Origin of the sequence: Anaeromyxobacter oryzae, from assembly GCF_023169945.1 — a bacterium.
Classification (GTDB): domain Bacteria; phylum Myxococcota; class Myxococcia; order Myxococcales; family Anaeromyxobacteraceae; genus Anaeromyxobacter; species Anaeromyxobacter oryzae.
Genome location: NZ_AP025591.1, coordinates 107,930 through 127,043, shown reverse-complemented (window position 1 = coordinate 127,043; position 19,114 = coordinate 107,930). Strand labels below are relative to the sequence as shown.

Sequence of the window (19,114 nt, the reverse complement as noted above, 5' to 3'; positions counted from 1 at the left end):
GGATCGTGGCTGCGAGGGTCCGTTAGCCCGGGAACGACGCGCCGACCGTCGTCATGAAGGGCGCAAGGAGGCGATTGCGTGGGCGGATGCGACGTGAGGCCTAGAGCGATCGGGAGATCGGAGCGGTCCACGTTGGTTCGGTCCCTGGGTCGCATCCGCCGGCCGCTCGACCCGCCGCTCGGTCGGATCGCCTGATCCGCGCTCGCGGCGCGCGTAAGCCGTCCCCGTCCCGCGCTACGGGTTCAACGCCCGGATCGCCCCGTTCGCCGCGTCCGCGACGTACACGCACCCGTTCGCCCCGAGACCGAGGCCGGCCGGGAGCCCGAGCTCGGCGGTCGACCCGGGGCCGTCGACGGCGCCCGGCGCTCCCGTGCCCGCCCACGTGGAGACCACCGTGTCGGTCGTGCCGGTCCCGGGGAGCACGGCGCGGACGCGGAAGCCCGCCGGATCCGAGACGAGGAGCTGACCACCCGTGAACACCGCGCCGGCCTGCGGAGCGAGCCGCGCGCGGTTGCCGCGCCCGTCCACGGCGCCGAGGGCCCCGCCCGCCAGCGTGATCACGGTGTGGGCGGGATCGGCGCCGATCGCCTTCACCTTCCCGGTCACGCTGGACACGACGTACACGCGCCCGTCCGGCCCCGCCGCGACCGCGGTCGGGTAGACGAAGCCCGCGGTCGCGCCCGGGCCGTCCACGTCCCGGCCGGCGCCGCCGGCGAGCGTCGTCACGTTCCCCGCCGCATCGATGGCGCGCACGCGGTCGTTGGCGGAGTCCGCGACCAGCACGCGCCGGTTCAGGGCGTCGTAGGCGAGCCCCATCGGGAAGGAGAACCGCGCGTTCGCCGCGGACCCGTCGACGCGGCCAGGCTGGCCCATCGCGCCCGCGAACGTGGTCACGATGTGGTCGGGGTCGGTCCCGATTCGGCGGATGCAGCCGCTCACGGTGTCCGAGACGAGGACGCTCCCGTCCGGCATCGAGAGCAGGCTGGTCGGGTGATCGAACCTCGCCTGGAGCCCCGGCACGCCGTCGAACTGCGGCAGGCGCGAGGCCGCGAGGTCGCCCGCGAGCACGGAGATCGCCCCGGCGGTCGTCACGCGGAGGATGCGGTTGTTCCGCGGCTCGGCGACGGCGAGCGTGCCGTCGGGGAGCATCGCGACCCCCGTCGGACCGGAGAGCCCGGTCGCACGCGTCGTCACCGAGCGCGCGAACGGCCCCGACGGCGGGGCGTAGACGGATCGTGACACCCCGCCGGCGCCCACGCCGGCCGGCACGTCGAGCCCGAGCGCCTGGCGGAGCACGTTCGCGGTCATCCGCTCGACGCGCGGATCGTAGGCGTCGTCGGACGGGTCGAGCCCCTGCGGCCAGCGGATGCTGCCCGCGTCGAACACCAGCGCGCCGCTCGGCGCCCGGTAGTGGACGGCGGCGGCGAAGCCGGGGCTCCCCTCGGCGTCGAGCACCGGCGACCGCGCGTCCACCCGCAGCCCCGGCGGATCGGCGCCGTTGTCCCCGACGACGTCGTACTCGACGCCGACCACGAGCGGGAGCGTGTCGCCGGCGCCGAGGCCGGTCCCCGCGAACAGCCAGCTCGACGGGTCGGTGACGACCAGCGGGAAGGAGAGGAGGAGCCAGGATTCGTAGTACGCGCCGACGAGCCCGTTCTCCGGCCGCGCGATCTGCGGGTCGCGGAAGCGCCCGGTGCGTTCCGGGCCGGAGACGGGATCCGCGCCCGGGTCCTGCTGCGTGCTCTTGTAGCAGGCGATGACGCGAGGGTTCGCCGGCGCCTGCGCCAGGTCGTCGTAGCGGATCTTCCAGTAACCGGTGTTCGCGCTGAAGAAGAGGAGCGGCATGCCCGCGTCGCGCACCGCCTCGAGCGTGTCCCGGATCGCGCCGGACCAGTACTCGTCGTGGCCCGCGACGACCACCGCGCCCGCGCGGAACACGTGGCGCCAGCCGCGCACCGAGACGTCGACGTCGGTGGTGTACGAGACGTCGTAGCCGTTCCGCTCGGCGAACCGGACGAAGGGCAGCTCGTAGTAGAGCATCGGCCCGAGGCCGCCGGAGCCGCCGTACGGCCGGTCGAAGCTGACGAGCGGCGGGAGGCTCCCCGACACGACGTGGCCCGGATCGTCGTACAGCGAGGTCCCGCCCCAGGAGTTGTACGCCTGCCACGTGTTGACCGCCGCCTGGAAGAGCAGGTCCGCGGGGCGCTCGTCCACGACGACCACGGGCGCGAACGCGACGACGCCGTCGTCGCGGAGCAGCTTCACCACGTGGAGGCCGGACACCGCCGCGCCGTCGATCGGGATCGTGAACGCCGCGGGCCACGCGCAGCGCACGAGCCCGGTCCCCGGCGCCGGCGGGCACGGCGGCTGCGGCCCGACCGTCGCCGGGCCTCCGGAGGCGATCGCGCGCGCGCCCGCACCGCCGTACCAGCCGAGCCGGTAGAGGACCCATGTCACGCCGCGCGCCACGTCAGAGCGCGCCATGATCCGGGTCGTCTCGCCGGCGTGCGCGGAGACCCGATCCGCGTAAGCCTCGAGGTGCCCGCCGCCCGCCTGCCCGTCCGCCCAGCCCCAATCGCCGCCGTTGGCGTTCTCCGCCGGGATGGGGTTCACGTACCCTGCGGCGCGGCCGACCGGCCAGGCGGTGCGGAGCGTGGGGCCGGTATCGGGCGGCGGGGGCGGAGGTGGAGGCGGTGGCGGGGGAGGTGGAGGTGGCGGAGGTGACGGGTCGACCGGGGGTGGGTCCGCGTGCCCGGGGTGCGACGGCGCCCCGGAGGGCGCGCAGGCGAGCAGCGTGGCGGACAGGAGCGCGAAGGAGAGGGCTGCCGGCCGCCGCATCTCTCGAGACGGTGCGGCGTGCGACCTTCGCGCACAACGCCCCGTCTACGCACCGTGAACCCGACGTCACTCCCGGTCCGCGCGATCACCGCGCCGGCGCGCCGGGGTGCTGCTCCGCCCGGGGCACGGGGGCGAGCTCCGCCACGCGCGGAAGCTCGACGAGGAACGTCGCGCCGGCGCCGGGCGCGCTCTCGATGGAGACGCGACCGCCGAGCGCCTCGACGATGCGGCGCACGATCCAGAGCCCGAGCCCGAACCCGCCGTAGTTCCGCTTGGACACGGCGCGCTCGAACCGGTCGAAGATGCGGCGCTGGTCCGCCTCGGACACCCCGATGCCACGATCCTCGACGGCGAGCGTCGCGCGGCGGCCCTCCCCGGAGACGCGGACGTCGACGGGCCGCCCCGGTCCGTACTTCACGGCGTTCGAGAGCAGGTTCGTCAGCACCTGGTCGAGCCGCAGGCGGTCCCAGCGGCCGATCACCGGCTCGGGCGCGTGGAGCCGCAGCGCGCACCCGGCGCGCGTGGCCTCGTCGCCGAAGCGCTCCACGACGTCGGCGGCGAGCGCGGCGAGGTCGACGTCCTCGAGCTCGAGCTCGAGCCGCCCGGCGGTGATCCGGGTGAGGTCGAGCAGGCTCGCGACGAGGCGCGTCAGGCGGTCGACGTTGCGGCGCACGACCTCCGCCTTCCGCTCGAGCGACTCGGAGCGCTCGCGCCGCGCGGTCGCGAGCAGGCTCTCGGATTGGAGCGCGAGCGAGGTGAGCGGCGTCTTCAGCTCGTGGGAGGCGATGGAGAGGAACTCGTCGCGCGCGTGCACCGCCTCCTGCGCGCGCCGGTACAGCCGCGCGGTGTCCACCGCGGCGGCCGCGAGCCGGACGAGATCCTCGACGAGGGCGGCGTCGGCACGCCCGAGCGTCCGCGCCCGGGTGGCGAGGAACGTGACCGCCCCGAGCGCCTCGCCGCGCGCGCCGAGCGGCGCGGAGAGGGCGACCTCGAGGCCCGCACCGGCGAGCACCCGGGCGAGCTCGGGCGTGGTCGGCGCCGGCGGCACCGACGCGGGCCCGGGCCGGATCCGCGGGTGCGACGCCGGGAGGACCGCGAGCTTCGCCGGCTCCACGCCCGCCGCGGCGAGGCCGTCCGCGAGCCGTCGCGCCGTCGCCGGGTCCCGGTGCGCGACGCGCCAGAGCGGTCCGTCGGGCTCCAGCACGCAGATGAGGCACGCGTCCGCGACCCGCCCCGCCGCGAGCCGCGCCACGCGCCCGAGCGTGCGGTCGTAGTCGAGAGACGCCGCGAGCGCCTTCCCCGCGCCCGCGAGGAATGCGGTCCGGCGCGCGGCCTGCTCGGCGCGGCCGCGCGCGCGGACCTCGGTGCGGGTGATCCAGGCGAGGAGCGCGGTGAGCGCGAGCCCGAGGGCGATCGTGGCGGGCGGGAGCGCGCGCTCCGTACGCGTGGCGAAGCCGGGGAGGGCGGTGAAGCGCAGGAGCCAGGTCCGGCCGGCGACGGGGATGCGCCTCTCGAGCGCGCGGCGCGGGCGGTCCGGCGCGTCGCCGTCGTCGTGGAGGAGTTGCGCCGGATCGGGCTTCGCGCCGTCGTAGACCGCGACGCTCACCGGGTGGCGGCCGACGCTCTCCAGCGCGGACGCGACGAGGTCCGTCGCGCGGAACGGCGCGTACATCCAGCCGACCAGGGAGGCGGGATCTCCCTTGCGCGCGAGGACGGCCGCGTACAGCAGGAACCCCGCCTGCCGCTCCGCGCCCGCCTCCTGGACGAGCTCCACCTTCCCCGAGGCTTCCACGTCGCCGGTGTTGCGCGCGCGCTCCATCGCCGCCCGGCGGATTGGCTCCGAGTACATGTCGAACCCGATGGCGCGCGCGTTTCGCCAGTCGAGCGGATAGAGGTGGACGATGGCGCTGTAGAACGGGCGGTCACCCTCGGGCCAGACGCGGTAGCCGTCGCGACCGGCGGCGCGCTCCGCCGCCTCGTGGGCCGGCACGGCCCGAGGGGAGAGCGCGACGGCCCAGCCGAGCCCCTGGATCCCGGGGTAGTGGTCCTGGAGCGCGAGGCTCTCGGCGTAGACCTGGAACTCCCGCGCGGCCGGCGGTCGCTCGAGCGCGGTGACCGCGGCGCGGGTCGCCCGCAGCATCTGGGTGTACGCCTCCATGCGATCGCGCACGGCGGCGGTGCTGGCGCTCACGATCTCGCCGAACCGCGCCTGCTGCTGCGCCTCGACGCCGGCGCGCACGAACAGCCAGGCGCCGATCGTGACCGCGAGGCCCGTCGCGACGACGGCCGCGAGCGCGGCGTGGCGGCGGACGCGGGCGGGGATGTGGAGGGTGCTCGGCATCGATAGGCCGGAACCCCCGGGGGGGCCCGCCGCAAGCTAATCCACCCGCACGCGTCCTGCACGGACTCTGCGCAGGCGCCGGGCCGCGCGCGTGTCTGCGCGCGATGCCGCCCAGTGAACGCGGCGGGCGCCCGCCACCCGCCCGGGGAGCCGATCGTGCGCGCCGCGGGGCGTTGATTCCGCGCCGAGACTCGGCCATACGTGCGGAACCTCCGGGGGACCCCGCGCATGCTCCTCGTGAAGACCCACCTCGACAAGAGCCGGATCCACGGCATCGGCCTGTTCGCCTCCGAGCCGATCCGGAAGGGCACGGTGATCTGGCGCCTCGATCGCGCCATCGACGTCCAGCTCACGCCGGCGCAGATCGAGGCGCTCGCGCCGCCCGCGCGCGCGCAGATCCGGAAGTACACGTACCGGGATCGGATCCTCGGGACGTACGTCCTGTGCGGCGACGACGCGCGCTTCTTCAACCACGACCGCGAGCCGAACTGCCTCGACCTGCCCGACGCGAACGGTGGCACGACGGTCGCCGCCCGCGACATCGGCGAGGGCGAGGAGCTGACCTGCGACTACGCCACGTTCGACGCGGACCACGCGCAGCACGGCGACAAGGGCTTCTAGCCCACCTCGGCGCCGGACGCCCACAGCGACAGCCGCACGGCGAGTGTCTACGCTCCCTCCGCCGGCGCACCCGCGCCACATGGAGGACGCGATGAACTCTCGACGGACGATGCTGGGCGCGGCCGCGCTCGCCGGGCTCCTCTGGGCGGCGCCCGCGCGGGCGGGGACGGCGCTCGGGCTCGGCGCGGACTACCTGCTCGACCCGGAGGTCGGCGCCTTCCAGGCGACGCTCGCCGTCGAATCGCCGCTCGCGCGGCACCTCACGATCGGCGGGCGCTTCGGCGCCATGCTCCTCACCGATCCCGGCCGCCTCGGAATCCCGATCGATCTCCGGCTCCGGCTGCGCACCGGCGGCGTCTATCTGGACGGCCTCATCGGGCCGTGGATCGTGCTCGACGACGGGGACGCCGTGCGGTTCCACGCGGCGGCCGGCTTCGGCGTGCTCGGCCGATCGGCCTCGTTCGGCCTCGAGGTCGGCGTGCTCAACTCGACGGCGATGGTCGGCTTGCGGCTCGCGTTCCCGCTGTGATCGGCGGCGACCGGGCAGGGTGAGCCCGTCGAACCGCGAACGGGCGCGATCGCCCCTCGACAGGCTCAGGGCGACCGGGACGCGGTGTGGGCGACCGGCCGTGCCTCACGGTCCGCCGCCTTCACCGCGAACTGCTCGGTGACGATCTCGAACGCGCCGACCACGCGCCCCGCGGGGTCGCGGAGCGGCACCGCCGAGTAGAGGATGTGCAGGTCGAGCCCCTCGGGGTGGGCGTCGGTCTCGCTGCTCGCCTCGCCGTTGCGCGCCATCGCGCGGGCGCAGGCGCACCGCTCGGTGCGGCAGTCGCCGCTCCGGAAGCTGTCGTAGCACTTCGTGCCGACGAGCTCCTGCTGCGACCTCCCGAGCAGGCTCGCCCCGGTCTGGTTCATGTAGCGGATGTCGTAGTCCGGGCTGATGATCATCGCCGGCGTGGGCATCGCGTCGAGGTGGCTGACGAGCGTCGACAGCGTCGCGTTCACGCCCTCCACGATCCGGCGGAAGTCGCCGTGGTGGCGCGCCGGATCGGCGCGGACCTCGAGCCGCCCCTCGACGGCGGCGCGGGTGAGCCGGTCCATGTCCTCGACGAGGCGGCGGACCTCGGCCTGGGCCGACTGGAAGCTCCGCGTGAGCTGGTCGCGGTCGGACCGGAGCACGAGCGGCGTCGAGAGATCGCCCTCGCCGAGGGCCGCCGCGCCGCGCGCGACCTCCTGGAGGTAGCGGATCGTGCCGCGGAACGCCTCCGCGAGGCGGCCGACCTCGTCGCCGGACCGGTACGTGACCGCCTGCTGCACGTCGCCCTCCGCGATGCGCTCGGCGGCGAGCGCCATCGCCTCGAGGGGCGCCGCGATGCGCGCGGCCGCGAGCCGCGCCGCCCAGATCGCGGCGAGGACGAGCAGCAGCGCGACGACGGCGACGACGAACACCGAGGTCGCGAGGGACGTCTGCACCTGCCGGAGCGCCGCGACGGCCTCCTCGCGGTCCATCTCGGCGACGATCACCCAGTCCCACGGCTCGAAGTAGCCGACGGCGGCGACGCGCTCGCGGGTCCCGCCCGCCGCCGCGCGCGGGTACGAGACCTGGACGATCTCTCCGGGCCGCGCGGCGAGCGCGGCCGACACGATCTTCTGGACGTGCGCCTGGCCGGCGGCGTCCGTGGCGCCCCACGCGTCCTCGCCGTCCACGTGGCCGGGCGGGGGGATGAGGTAGTGGCCGCGCTGGTTTCCGCTCGCGCCGAGCACGTAGATGGTGCCGCTCTCGCCGATGCGCGACGCGGCGACGCCGGTCCGGATGCCCTCGAGCGCGTCCTGCCGGAGGCCGATGAAGAGCATGCCGGCGACGCGGCCCGCGGCGTCGCGGAGCGGCTCGTAGCCGGAGAGATACCAGGCGTCGAGCACGCGAGCGCGGCCGCGGTAGGTGTCGCCGCGGAGGACCGTCGAGACCACCGGGTTCGGCCGGCCGTCGGGATCCACAGCCGGGATGTACGTGCCGATGGCGCGGCCGCCGCTCCGGTCCGGCACGGTGGTGGCGACGCGGATCATGTCGCCCCGGTCGTTCATCCGCTGGAAGAGCGTCGCCTCGGCGCCGACCAGCTCCTTCACGCGATCGACGAGCACGGTCGGCCGGGAGCGGTCCGCGTTCTGGCCGGCCCACGTCCTCCCGAGGAGGAGCTTCGGCAGGACCGCCTCCGTGACGCTCCCGTCGAGCTGGTTCCGGGCCTGCCAGGTGACGGTCTCCGGCGAGAAGGAGAGCGGGCCGAGGCGGTCGAGCTGGTCACGGGCGACGCGGAGGCTCCGGGGCACCTGCGCGGAGAGCTCCTGGTGCGTCGCCTCGCACAGCGTCCGCAGGTCGCGCGCGGCCCGGGTGAGGGTCTCCTCGGCGAGCCGGCCGACGCCGCTCTCGACCTTGCCGGCGATCCGGCCGTGCTGGATGGCGAAGACGACGAGGAACGCCGCGACGAGGAGCGCCGTCGGCAGGAGCGCGACGACGAGGATCTTGCGACGGAGGTCGAGGTCGCGGGTCGAGATCGCCTTGAGCACGCCGTCACCTCCGTCGCGAGCGGTCACGCCGCGCCATCCTGCACGATCCGAGCCCGCCCCGGTGGGGAGCGGGCGCTCGCCGGCAGGCGGGCTGCACCCCCGGCGCGAGGTCTGCATATACCCCGGACGTCACCCCTTGAGCGACCCTCGACTGCCCCGGTACGCTGCGCCGGCGTGCGGGTGGACCCGGCAGACCGATCGGCGATCAGGCGCCAGCTCGACCGCGCGTGGGCGCGGTTCGTGAGCGACGGTGAGCTCTCCGACGTCCGGCCGGACATCGCCCGCTCCTGGACGCGGGCGCGGGACGTGTACCGCGTCGACCCCGCGCTGCGCCGCGCGCCCGGCGTCCCGATGGACGACCTCTGGGAGCGGCGCTGCGCCCAGGACGAGGTCTTCGAGGTGGCGCGGCCGGTGCTCGCGAGCTTCTCGGCCCGCCTCCGCGACGACGGCCACGTGCTCGCGTACCTCGACGCGGCGGGCTGGATGCTCTGGCTCGGCGGAGACCCACGCGTCGGCGAGGCGCTCGCCGCGTCGAACTTCTGCCCGGGGGCGAGCTGGCGCGAGGAGGCGACCGGCACCTCCGGGCCGGGCACCACCCTCGCGGAACGGCGGCCGATGGAGGTGTTCGCGTCCGAGCACTTCGTGGAGGCCTGGCACGGGTGGACGAGCGCGGCGGCGCCGATCCTCGCTCCGGACGCCGAGGCGCCGCCGGTCGGGATCGTCGATCTCACCGCGTCGTGGGACGCGCCCGCCCCCCCGGCGATCGTCACGGCGGTCGCCATCGCGGCGGCCATCGGCGAGCGCCTCCGCGCGCGGCAGGGTATCCGCGACGCCCTCGTCCGCTACGCGATGCGCGGGGCCCGCGACGCGGGCGACGCGCTCGTGGCGGTGGACGGGCGGGGTCGGGTGCTGGAGGCGAACGACGCCGCGCTCCGGCGGCTCGCGCTCGAGGGCGGCGAGCTGCCCGCCGCGGCGCGCGAGCGGGTGCTGGCGGCGCTGCGCGGCCCGGCCGCCGCCGCGGACGACGCGCTCGCCATCGAGTGGACCGGGCCGGGCGAGGAGCGACGGCGCGCCGTCGGCGCCGCCGTCCGCCACGAGCGCGCCGTGGTGGGGGCGATCCTCCGCGTCCTGCCGCCCGCGGGGCGCGGGCGCGCCGCCCCCTCGGTGCCCGCGCCGGGGGTGGTCCGCGACGCCTTCCAGCGCATCCTCGGGCGCTCCGATCGCCTCCGCGCCGCGATCGATCTCGCGCAGGTGGCGGCCCGGAACGACCTGCCGGTCGTGCTCCACGGCGAGTCGGGCACCGGTAAGGAGCTGTTCGCGCAGGGGATCCACGCCGCGAGCGCGCGAGCGGAGAAGCGGCTCGTCGCGCTCAACTGCGGCGCGATCCCGACGACGCTCATCGAGGCCGAGCTGTTCGGGTACGAGCCGGGGACCTTCACCGGCGGCCAGCGGGAAGGGAAGGCCGGCAAGCTCGAGGAGGCGAGCGGTGGCACGCTCTTCCTCGACGAGGTGAGCGAGCTGCCGCCGCAGGCGCAGACGGCGCTGCTCCGCGTGCTGCAGGAGGGCGAGGTGGTCCGGCTGGGCGGCAGCAAGGCTCGGCCGGTGGACGTCCGGATCGTCGCCGCGACCAACCGCCGGCTCGACGACGAGGTCGCGGCGGGCCGCTTCCGCCACGACCTCTTCTTTCGCCTGAACGTCCTCGCCATCCCCATCCCGCCGCTCCGCGAGCGCAGCGAGGACGTCCCGCTCCTCGCCCGCGCCCTCCTCGCCGACGCGGAGGAGCGGATGGGGCGGAGCGGCCTCGACCTGTCCGCCGCCGCCCTCGACGTGCTCTCGCGCCACCGCTGGCCGGGCAACGTCCGCGAGCTCAAGAACGTCGTGCTGCGGGCGGCGGCGGTCGTCGCGACCCCCGTCATCGAGCCGCGCGACCTGCTGCTCGCGGACATCCCGGAGCCGCCGTCGCGGGGGCGCGCCGTCGCCCTGGACCGGCCCGGGCCGCTCGCGCCAGAGCGGCGCGTCGACGGGCCGGAGGGAGAGACGGACGAGCCGGGCCGGGACGAGCTCGTCGCCGCGCTCGACGCGTCCGGCTGGAACATCGCCCGGACCGCGACGTCGCTCGGCGTCTCCCGCATGACGCTCTACCGCCGCCTGCGCCGGTTCGGCATCACCCGCTGACGCTCGCGCCGGCGCGTGTGCGCCCGCCACCTCCTGTCTCACGGTCTGTCACGTCGCCTGTGACATGTCACGTCGCCTCGTGACACTCCGGGCGGAGTGTCCGTGACCCTCCCGCGCTCGCTCCGGCAGAAGCTGCGCGCCGCTCGCCTCGCCGTCCTTCGGGCGCGCGCGGGTTGCGCGGCGGGTTTGCTCTCGGTGCGAGTCGATCTCCGGCGCGCCGTGGCGTGCTCCTTGCTGAAGGGCGCCGCACGTCCGCTAAACCCTCAGCGGCTCAGGTTAAATCGACAGGAGCACTCGATGAATCTCGGCAGGAGAAGCTGGTTGAAGATCGCCGCCGGCGGGACCGCCGGGCTCGCGCTCGCGGAGCTCGGCTTCGGTCCCGGCGAGGCTCGAGCCGCGACCCGCGGGCTGAAGCTGCAGGGCGCGAAGGAGTTCACGACCGCCTGCAACTTCTGCTCGTGCGGCTGCGGGATGGTCGCCCACGTGAAGGAGGGCAAGCTCGTCAACCTCGAGGGCGACCCCGATCACGTCATCAACTTCGGCGCGCTCTGCTCGAAGGGCGCCGCGATGAAGGCGACGCACGAGTCCCCGCAGCGCGTGAAGGCGCCGATGTACCGGGCGCCCGGCTCCGACCGGTGGGTCGAGATCGGCTGGGACGAGGCCTACGAGAAGCTCGCGAAGAAGCTCAAGGCCGTCCGCGACGCGACCTGGGTCGCGACCGAGAAGGACAAGGACAAGGACGGCAACGAGGTCGAGTACCCGGTCAACCGGACCGACGCCATCGCCCTCCTCGGCGGCGCGCAGCACACGAACGAGGAGTGCTACCTCTGGAACAAGATGGGCCGTCTCCTCGGGACGAGCTACGTCGAGCATCAGGCCAGGCTTTGACACAGCCCCACGGTCCCCAGTCTGGGGGCCTCCTTCGGCCGCGGCGCGATGACGAACGGTTGGGCTGACCTCCAGAACGCCAAGGTCTTCCTGATCGAAGGGTCGAACTGCGCCGAGAACCACGTGATGGCGATGAAGTGGATCCGCAAGGCGCAGGAGAAGGGCGCCAAGATCATCCACGTGGATCCGCGCTTCAACCGCACGTCCTCGATCGCGGACGTCTACGCGCGCATCCGCCCCGGCGCGGACATCGCGTTCCTGTCCGCGGTCATCAACCACGTCCTCGCGAACAGGCTGTACGACGAGGATTACGTGAAGACGCACACGAACGCGCTCTTCCTCGCGAACGACGCGTTCGGCTTCGACGAGGGCGTGTTCTCGGGCTACGACCACGAGAAGCACAAGTACGACCAGGGCTCCTGGGGCTACGCGGTCGACGCGAAGACGAAGAAGCCGGTGAAGGCCAAGGACCTCGACGATCCGAAGTCCGTCTTCGCCAAGCTCAAGGCCCACTTCGCGCGCTACACGCCCGAGCTGGCGGAGCAGGTCTCCGGCGTCCCGGCGAAGCAGATCGTCGAGATCGCCGAGACGTTCGCGAAGAACAAGCCGGGCACCATCCTCTACGCGCTCGGGATGACCCAGCACACCGTCGGCATCCAGAACATCCGGTGCTACGGCATCCTCCAGATGCTCCTCGGGAACATTGGCGTGGCGGGCGGCGGCGTGAACGCGCTGCGCGGCGAGCCGAACGTCCAGGGCGCCTGCGACATGTCCGTCCTGAACGGCTACATGTTCGGCTACCTCAACTACCCGAACCACGACGAGCCGACGCTCAAGGCCTGGACGAAGAACAACGGCACCTTCCGCGCGAAGATGACCGTGAACGGCCTCAAGGCCTGGTTCGGCGAGAACGCGACGGCCGACAACGACTTCGGCTTCGCGTGGCTCCCGAAGAAGAGCGCGAAGAAGGACTACTCGGTCTACGGCATCCTCGACGCGGCCTACGCCGGCACCGTCAAGATGCTCTGGGCCATCGGGCAGAACCCGATGGTCACGAACCCGAACCTCGCCTACGTCCACGAGGCCCTCTCCAAGCTCGACATGCTCGTCGTGCAGGAGCTCTGGGACACCGAGACGGCGTCGTTCTGGCAGCGCCCGGGGACCGACCCGAAGACGATCCAGACCGAGGTGCTGCTCCTCCCCGCGAGCTACTTCATGGAGAAGGAGGGCACCATCTCCGGCTCCGGCCGCATGGTGCAGTGGCGGTACGCGGCGGTGAAGCCGCCCGGCCAGGCGAAGACGGACATCGAGATCCTCGACACGGTCTTCCGGAAGGTCCGCGACCTCTACAAGGGGTCGGTCGACCCGAAGGACGCGCCGCTCCAGAAGGCGACCTGGGACTACGCGCAGGCCTCCCTCGCCGAGGACGTGCTGAAGGAGATCAGCGGCAGGGTCGTCCGCGACGTGACGCTCCTCGACGGCAAGGTGCTGAAGGCGGGTGATTACGTGGGCGGGATCGGGCAGCTCCAGGCCGACGGCTCCACGTCGTCGGGCGCCTGGATCTACGCGGGCGTCTACGGCGGCGGGAAGAACCTCGCGAAGCGCCGCGACAACGCCGACAAGTCCGGCATCGGGTTCTACAAGGACTTCGCCTGGACCTGGCCCGGCAACATGAAGGTCCTCTACAACCGCGCGTCCTGCGACGCGAGCGGCAAGCCCTGGCCGAACACGATCCCGATCGTCGCCTGGGACGAGACCGAGAAGAAGTGGAAGGGCAAGGACACGCCGGACGTGCCGGACCCGACGAAGGGCCCGGAGACGCCGGAGGGCCAGCGCGCGTTCCGGATGAATGCGGAGGGCGTCGGCCGGCTCGTCGCCGGGCCGTACAAGTCCTTCAAGGATCCCAAGGACGAGCTCCCGGTGGACAGCTCGTACACGCCGAAGGACGGCCCGCTGCCGGAGCACTACGAGCCGGTGGAGAGCCCGGTCGCGAACGTGCTGCACCCGCACGTGCAGAACAACCCGGTCCTCAAGTACCCGCGCGTCAAGGGCAAGCAGCCCATCGGCACGTCGAAGGACTTCCCGTACGTGCTCATGACGTCCTCCATCGCGGAGCACTGGTGCGCCGGGTCCACGACCCGCAACGTGCCGTGGCTGAACGAGCTGGTGCCGGAGCCGATGTGCGAGCTCCCGGAGAAGCTCGCGGAGCAGCTCCGGGTGAAGACCGGCGACCAGGTGAAGGTCTCGTCGGCGCGCGGCGCGGTGACGGTGAAGGCGGTCGTCACGAAGCGCATGCAGGTGATGAGGATCGCCGGCCAGGACGTGCCGGTGGTCTGGATGCCCTACAACTGGGGGTTCAAGGGGCTCAGCACGGGGCCGAGCACGAACTACCTCACGATCGACGCGGTCGACCCGGGAGCCAGCACGCAGGAGACGAAGGCGTGCCTCGTGAACGTCGTGCGCGCGGAGGAGGCGGTGGCGCAGCGGTAGCTGCGGCGCGCACCGAGGAGACGATCATGAGCAACGCGACCCTCATCGACACGACGAAGTGCATCGGGTGCCGCTCGTGCCAGGTCACCTGCAAGCAGTGGCACGACCTGCCGGCGGAGAAGACCCAGCTCCAGGCCGCCGGCAAGGGGCTCCAGAACCCGACCACGCTGTCGTCCAAGACCTTCACGGTCCTGACGTACAGCGAGGTCGAGGATCCGAAGGCGCCGGGCGGCCTCCGGTACGCCTTCGCGAAGCGGCAGTGCATGCACTGCGAGGAGCCGGCCTGCGCGGCGGCGTGCCCGGTGACCGCCCTCCACAAGACGAAGGAGGGGCCGGTCACCTACGACGACTCGAAGTGCATCGGCTGCCGCTATTGCGTCTGGGCCTGCCCGTTCGGCGTGCCCACCGCGGAGTGGGACTCGCTCGCGCCGAAGATCCGCAAGTGCGACATGTGCCACGACCGCCTCACGCCGGCGATCCCGGACGAGCGGAACGGCAAGGCCCTCTCCGACGAGGAGCGGAAGCGCTTCGCCGCGGCGCACTCCGTCCCGGCGTGCGTGAAGCAGTGCCCCGCGGGCGCGCTCACCTACGGCGATCGCGAGGCGCTCCTCACGGACGCGCGGGCCCGCATGGCCGCGAGCCCGGGCAAGTACGTGGACCACGTGTACGGGGAGAAGGAGGTCGGCGGGACGAACATGCTCTACCTGTCCGCCGTCCCCTTCGAGCGGCTCGGGTTCCGGACGGATCTCCAGACGGAGCCGCTGCCGCAGCGGAGCGCCGTCGCCCTCGGCGCGGTGCCGCCGGCCGTCATCGGCGTCGGCGCGGCGCTCGGCGGCGTGTACGCGCTGTCGAAGCGGAAGACCGAGGTGAAGAAGGCGGAGGAGCACCACCACGAGTTCGCCCCGGTCTCCCCGAGGAAGCTCTGGACGCCGGCGAACCTCCTCCTGGCGGCGCTGATGGCGTTCGGCGGCGTCAGCTTCATCGCCCGCTTCGCGCTCGGCCTCGGCGGCTCGACGAACCTCAACGACACCTACGCCTGGGGCCTCTGGATCGTCTTCGACCTCGTGTGGATCGCCATCGCCGCGGGCGCGTTCGCCACGGCGGGCCTCATCTACGTGTTCCAGCGGAAGGACCTGTACTCCATCGGACGCTCCGCCGTGCTGATGGGGCTCCTGTCCTACTCGTTCGTCACCGTCACGCTGCTCGCCGACCTCGGCCTGCCGTGGCACTTCTACCAGCTCGGCCTGCAGGCGCCGCACCACTCGGCGATGTTCGAGGTCTCGTGGTGCGTCGGCCTCTACGTCACCGTCCTCGCGTTCGAGTTCTTCCCGGTGCCGCTCGAGAAGCTCGGGTTGAAGTCGGCGATGGAGACCTGGCAGCGGTGGTCGCCCTGGTACGTCGTGTTCGCGGTGTCGCTGTTCGTCTACCTGATGTCGCGCAACGTCCTGTACACGGCGGGCGCGGCGGCGGTGTTCAGCGTCCTCGCGGTCGCGTTCCGGACGAAGCCCGGTGAGAAGCCGGTGCCGATCCTGCTCGCCATCGCGGCGGTGACCCTCTCCACCATGCACCAGAGCTCGCTCGGCTCGCTGTTCCTCCTCATGCCGGACAAGCTCGACAAGGCCTGGTGGTCGCCGGTGATGCCGGTCTACTTCTTCCTCTCGTCCATCGCCGCGGGCCTGGGCCTCGTGATCCTCGTGGAGATGTGGATCGCGAAGGCGTTCGGCCGGAAGCTCCGCGTCGAGCAGCTCGCGGCGCTCGGCAAGACGGCGTTCTGGGCGCTCCTCGCCTACGAGGCCTTCCGCGTCGGCGACCTCGCGGTCCGGGGCCAGCTCGGCCACGCGCTCGGGAAGCCGCTCTTCCTCGTCGAGGTCGGGGTGGGCGGCGTGGTCGCCCTCGCGCTCCTCGCGACGGAGGGGCTCCGCCGGAAGCCGGCGGTGCTCGGCCTCGCCGCGGCCCTCGCCACGGCCGGGATCGTGCTGAACCGCATGAGCGTGGTGGTGTTCGGGATGACGCTCCGCGGGTCGGCACCGCAGGACGCGCCGGCGCGCTACTTCCCGAGCGTGTTCGAGTGGGGCATCTCCGTCGGCCTCATCGCCGCCACGATCTTCCTCTTCGGGCTCGCGGTCCGGAACCTGCCGGTCCTCCCGAAGGAGGAGCCGGGGCACTAGGAAGGGCGTCGGGCCGGGGCGCGTCGGCTCCGGCCCGATCCCACGTGAATGGTCGTTCACGGCTCCCGGCGGCTCGCGCTGCCGGGAGCTTTTGCTTTCTCTAAGAAGAGTGCCTCACATGACCCTCTCCGAGTGGATCCAGCAGCACCCGTTCCTCACCAAGATCGCCGGGCTGCAGGGCCGCGTGGACGCGACCGCCGCCGCGTTCCTATCCGCGCCCATAGCGCCGCCGGCGTGGGACGCCTACGCCGCGGATCACGCGAGCGGCGTCCCGCTCCTCCACGCGACCCATGTCGCGATCGACCTCGCGCCGGCGGCGACGCTCGTCCGCTCGCTCGCCGCCGACGTCGCCTCGGCGCCGGTCCCGCCGGGGCTGGCGCGCGACGCCGGCGAGCTCGTCGCGGATCTCGCCGCTCCCGACGCCGCTCCCGACGCCGCTGCCCGCGCCATCGCCTGGGTCGTGCGCGGGGAGGGGAGCGCGCCGGCGCGCCACGGAGGCCTGCTGGTCTTCCTCGGGTGGGCCGCCCTCCGCCGCACCCTCGAGCCGGTGAAGGACGCCTACCGCGCCTGGAGCGGAGCGCAGGCGTGGCGGCAGCCGTACTGCCCCACGTGCGGCGCGCCGCCGGTGCTCGCGCAGCTCGTCCCCGAGGGCGCTGGCCGCGCGCGCATCCTGTGCTGCGGCCCGTGCGGGACCACCTGGGCGTGGAAGCGCATCGCGTGCCCGCACTGCGGGAACGAGGCGCAGGATCGGCTCGACGTCCTGGAGGTCGACGGCGAGGAGGGGCTCCGGCTCGATACGTGCCGGTCGTGCAACGGCTACGTGAAGACGATCACGCGCGAGCCGGTGGAGCCGTTCCTCCTCGCGGACTGGACCACGCTCCATCTGGACGCGCTCGCGAAGGAGCGGGGGCTCGAGCGGCGGGGATCGAGCCTCTACGACATGTGACGCCGCTGCGGCGGCCGGCTCGCTCGACCGGCGATGGCCCGGCGCTCCGGCCGAAGAGCGCGTCACTCGCCGCACCGCTGCTGTGCGGCGGATGACACCAGTGGCCCCTCACGGGCGACGCGGTCTCCCTGGCGCCACCCGCGGCGAGGGTTATGGCGGTCGTGGCTTGGGGGCGCTCTGGCCGCCTCGAGCCGGTGATCGCGCCTCGTCGCGCGTTTCGAGGAGGGGTGGAGATGGCGGGGAACTGGAGCGTGTCCGGGCAGTACTGCGAGGCCTGCAACTGCGAGGCCGCGTGTCCGTGCGTCGTGCTCGGCCCACCCACCACCGGCGAGTGCACGGTGGTGATCGGCTGGCACATCGACAGGGGCCGGTACGAGAAGGTCTCCCTCGACGGCCTCAACGTGGCGCTCGCGGCGTATGCGCCGGGTCCGATGACCCAGGTGAAGTGGAAGGTCGCGCTGTACGTGGACGACCGCGCGAACCCGGAGCAGCGAGATGCGCTCGCCAAGATCTTCTCGGGCCAGGCCGGAGGGGCGCCGGCGGCGCTCGGGCCGCTCGTGGGCGAGGTGCTGGGCGTGAAGAGCGCCGCGATCGAGTTCCGGGCCGAGGGGAAGCGGCGCGCGCTCCGGATCGACGGCGTGGCGGACGCGGAGATCGAGGCGGTGTCCGGGCAGGGAGGGAACGACGTCACGCTCTCGAACCACCCGTTCACCGCGGTCCCGGGATTCCCGGCCGTCGTGGCCCGCTCGAAGCGCGCGAGCTACCACGATCACGGCCTCGCGCTCGAGGTCACGGGCAAGAACGGCTTCTACTCGCCGTTCGACTACCGCCCGTAGCCCGGGGGTGCGATGCAGGCGGCGACCGCGCTGGAGGCCGTGCTCCGCCGCGACCGGTGGATCGTCGGCGCAGGCGTCGCCGGGGCCTCGGCGATCGCGTGGGCCTACCAGGCCTACATGGCCTGGGGCATGGAGCACGGGTCCTCGCTGATCGCAGCGCTCATGCCGCGGATGCAGGCGTGGACCGCGCTCGACGCGGCCCTCTTGCTGGCGATGTGGGTGCTCATGATGACCGCGATGATGCTGCCATCGGTCGCGCCGACCGTCCTCGCGTTCGCGGAGGTGAACCGGCGGCGTCGCGAGGCGCGCAGCCCGTTCGTGCCCACCGGTGTGTTCCTCGCGGGGTACCTCGGCGCATGGGCGGGGTTCAGCGTGGTCGCGACCCTCGCGCAGGAGGCCCTGCACGCCGCGGCGCTCATGTCGCCGGCGATGATGGCGCGGGGGCCGGTGTTCGCCGGCAGCGTCCTGCTCGCCGCCGGCGTGTTCCAGTGGACGCCGCTCAAGCACGCCTGCCTCGCGCGCTGCCGGTCGCCCCTATCGTTCGTGCTCGCTCACTGGCGCGACGGGGCCGGCGGCGCGTTCCGCGTCGGCCTGCTCCACGGGAGCTACTGCGTGGGTTGCTGCGCCCCGCTCATGGCGCTGCTGCTCGTCAACGGCGTGATGAACGCAGGGTGGATGGTGCTCCTGTCCGTGCTCGTGCTCGTCGAGAAGCTCGCGCCCGCCCACCTGTCGATGCACAGGGCCGTCGGCGCGTCGCTCTGTGCCTGGGGACTCTGGGTGCTCGCCGGTCACTGGGGCGAGTGAACGCAGGAAGGCCGGAGGGCTCCGCGTCGCTCGTCCGGGAGCTCCCGATCGAGAGCGCGGGGCCGTTCGACGTGTCGGGCGGCGTGCCCTGCGCCGCGGTGATCTCCGGGGCCGGGCACGCTCACCGCTCCTCCCGCTGGAACAGCGTCAGCTCCCACCGGTCCGCGGGCTCGTCGTGGCGGACGAGGTACACGGCGCCGTCGTCGCCGCGGAGCTTGAAGTACCGGTGGTCGGGGCCGTACCAGCGATCGATCACCTCCACGACCTCGACGCGGCGGTCGCCGAGGACGAGGCGCCGCGGCGTCTCCTCCCCGCGGTACCCGGCGTAGCACTCGACCTTCAGGTCCATCGCGGTTCGGCTCATAGCGTCCGCGCGAGGCGGGCTCAACCCGCGATGGCCCGGCGTGTTCGCCCCCTGCGCCGCGCCACTCCACCGCAGCGC

The 19,114-nt window shown here is 73.4% G+C and carries 12 protein-coding genes; 8 read left to right on the top strand and 4 right to left on the bottom strand.

The annotated features are described in order from the left end of the window. Nucleotides 1-234: 234 nt before the first annotated feature. Nucleotides 235-2,613 carry a N,N-dimethylformamidase beta subunit family domain-containing protein gene (locus AMOR_RS00495; protein WP_248357479.1) on the bottom strand — a complete coding sequence of 793 codons (2,379 nt, stop codon included), beginning with the start codon at nucleotides 2,611-2,613 and terminating at the stop codon, nucleotides 235-237. 310 nt (nucleotides 2,614-2,923) lie between these two features. After that, the gene (locus AMOR_RS00490; RefSeq protein WP_248357477.1) at nucleotides 2,924-5,179 is read right to left on the bottom strand and encodes a CHASE domain-containing sensor histidine kinase; all 2,256 of its coding nucleotides are present in this window, start codon (nucleotides 5,177-5,179) and stop codon (nucleotides 2,924-2,926) included. Nucleotides 5,180-5,407: 228 nt separating this feature from the next. Between AMOR_RS00490 and AMOR_RS00485 the strand changes: the two genes are divergently transcribed. Together AMOR_RS00485 and AMOR_RS00480 are read left to right on the top strand one after the other, a co-directional pair. Continuing rightward, on the top strand, nucleotides 5,408-5,800 hold the full coding sequence (locus AMOR_RS00485; RefSeq protein ID WP_248357475.1) for an SET domain-containing protein: 393 nt from the start codon (nucleotides 5,408-5,410) through the stop codon (nucleotides 5,798-5,800). Nucleotides 5,801-5,891: 91 nt separating this feature from the next. Then, nucleotides 5,892-6,329: a hypothetical protein gene (locus AMOR_RS00480; RefSeq protein WP_248357473.1), complete on the top strand. Its 438-nt coding sequence runs from the start codon at nucleotides 5,892-5,894 to the stop codon at nucleotides 6,327-6,329. A gap of 65 nt (nucleotides 6,330-6,394) precedes the next feature. On the opposite strand, the gene AMOR_RS00475 is transcribed toward AMOR_RS00480, so the two are convergent. Beyond that, nucleotides 6,395-8,365, bottom strand: coding sequence for a Cache 3/Cache 2 fusion domain-containing protein (locus tag AMOR_RS00475; protein ID WP_248357471.1), 1,971 nt, complete (start codon nucleotides 8,363-8,365; stop codon nucleotides 6,395-6,397). A gap of 180 nt (nucleotides 8,366-8,545) precedes the next feature. Between AMOR_RS00475 and AMOR_RS00470 the strand changes: the two genes are divergently transcribed. The 6 genes from AMOR_RS00470 to AMOR_RS00445 all read left to right on the top strand — a co-directional run bounded on the left by AMOR_RS00470 (nucleotide 8,546) and on the right by AMOR_RS00445 (nucleotide 18,672). Then, nucleotides 8,546-10,540 (top strand): sigma-54-dependent Fis family transcriptional regulator, encoded by a 1,995-nt coding sequence (locus AMOR_RS00470; protein WP_248357469.1) that lies wholly within the window; start codon nucleotides 8,546-8,548, stop codon nucleotides 10,538-10,540. Between the two features lie 297 nt (nucleotides 10,541-10,837). Next, a complete protein-coding gene (gene fdnG / locus AMOR_RS00465) occupies nucleotides 10,838-13,918 on the top strand; it encodes a formate dehydrogenase-N subunit alpha (protein WP_248357466.1) in 3,081 nt (1,026 codons plus the stop codon). A gap of 26 nt (nucleotides 13,919-13,944) precedes the next feature. After that, the gene (locus AMOR_RS00460; protein ID WP_248357464.1) at nucleotides 13,945-16,086 is read left to right on the top strand and encodes a 4Fe-4S dicluster domain-containing protein; all 2,142 of its coding nucleotides are present in this window, start codon (nucleotides 13,945-13,947) and stop codon (nucleotides 16,084-16,086) included. Between the two features lie 118 nt (nucleotides 16,087-16,204). Beyond that, a complete protein-coding gene (locus AMOR_RS00455) occupies nucleotides 16,205-17,032 on the top strand; it encodes a formate dehydrogenase accessory protein FdhE (protein WP_248357462.1) in 828 nt (275 codons plus the stop codon). Nucleotides 17,033-17,265: 233 nt separating this feature from the next. Next, nucleotides 17,266-17,868: a DUF1326 domain-containing protein gene (locus AMOR_RS00450; RefSeq protein WP_248357461.1), complete on the top strand. Its 603-nt coding sequence runs from the start codon at nucleotides 17,266-17,268 to the stop codon at nucleotides 17,866-17,868. A gap of 12 nt (nucleotides 17,869-17,880) precedes the next feature. Continuing rightward, the gene (locus tag AMOR_RS00445; protein WP_248357460.1) at nucleotides 17,881-18,672 is read left to right on the top strand and encodes a DUF2182 domain-containing protein; all 792 of its coding nucleotides are present in this window, start codon (nucleotides 17,881-17,883) and stop codon (nucleotides 18,670-18,672) included. 121 nt (nucleotides 18,673-18,793) lie between these two features. Here the strand turns inward: AMOR_RS00445 and AMOR_RS00440 are convergent, their stop codons facing one another. Next, on the bottom strand, nucleotides 18,794-19,021 hold the full coding sequence (locus tag AMOR_RS00440; RefSeq protein WP_248357458.1) for a hypothetical protein: 228 nt from the start codon (nucleotides 19,019-19,021) through the stop codon (nucleotides 18,794-18,796). Nucleotides 19,022-19,114: the final 93 nt, after the last annotated feature.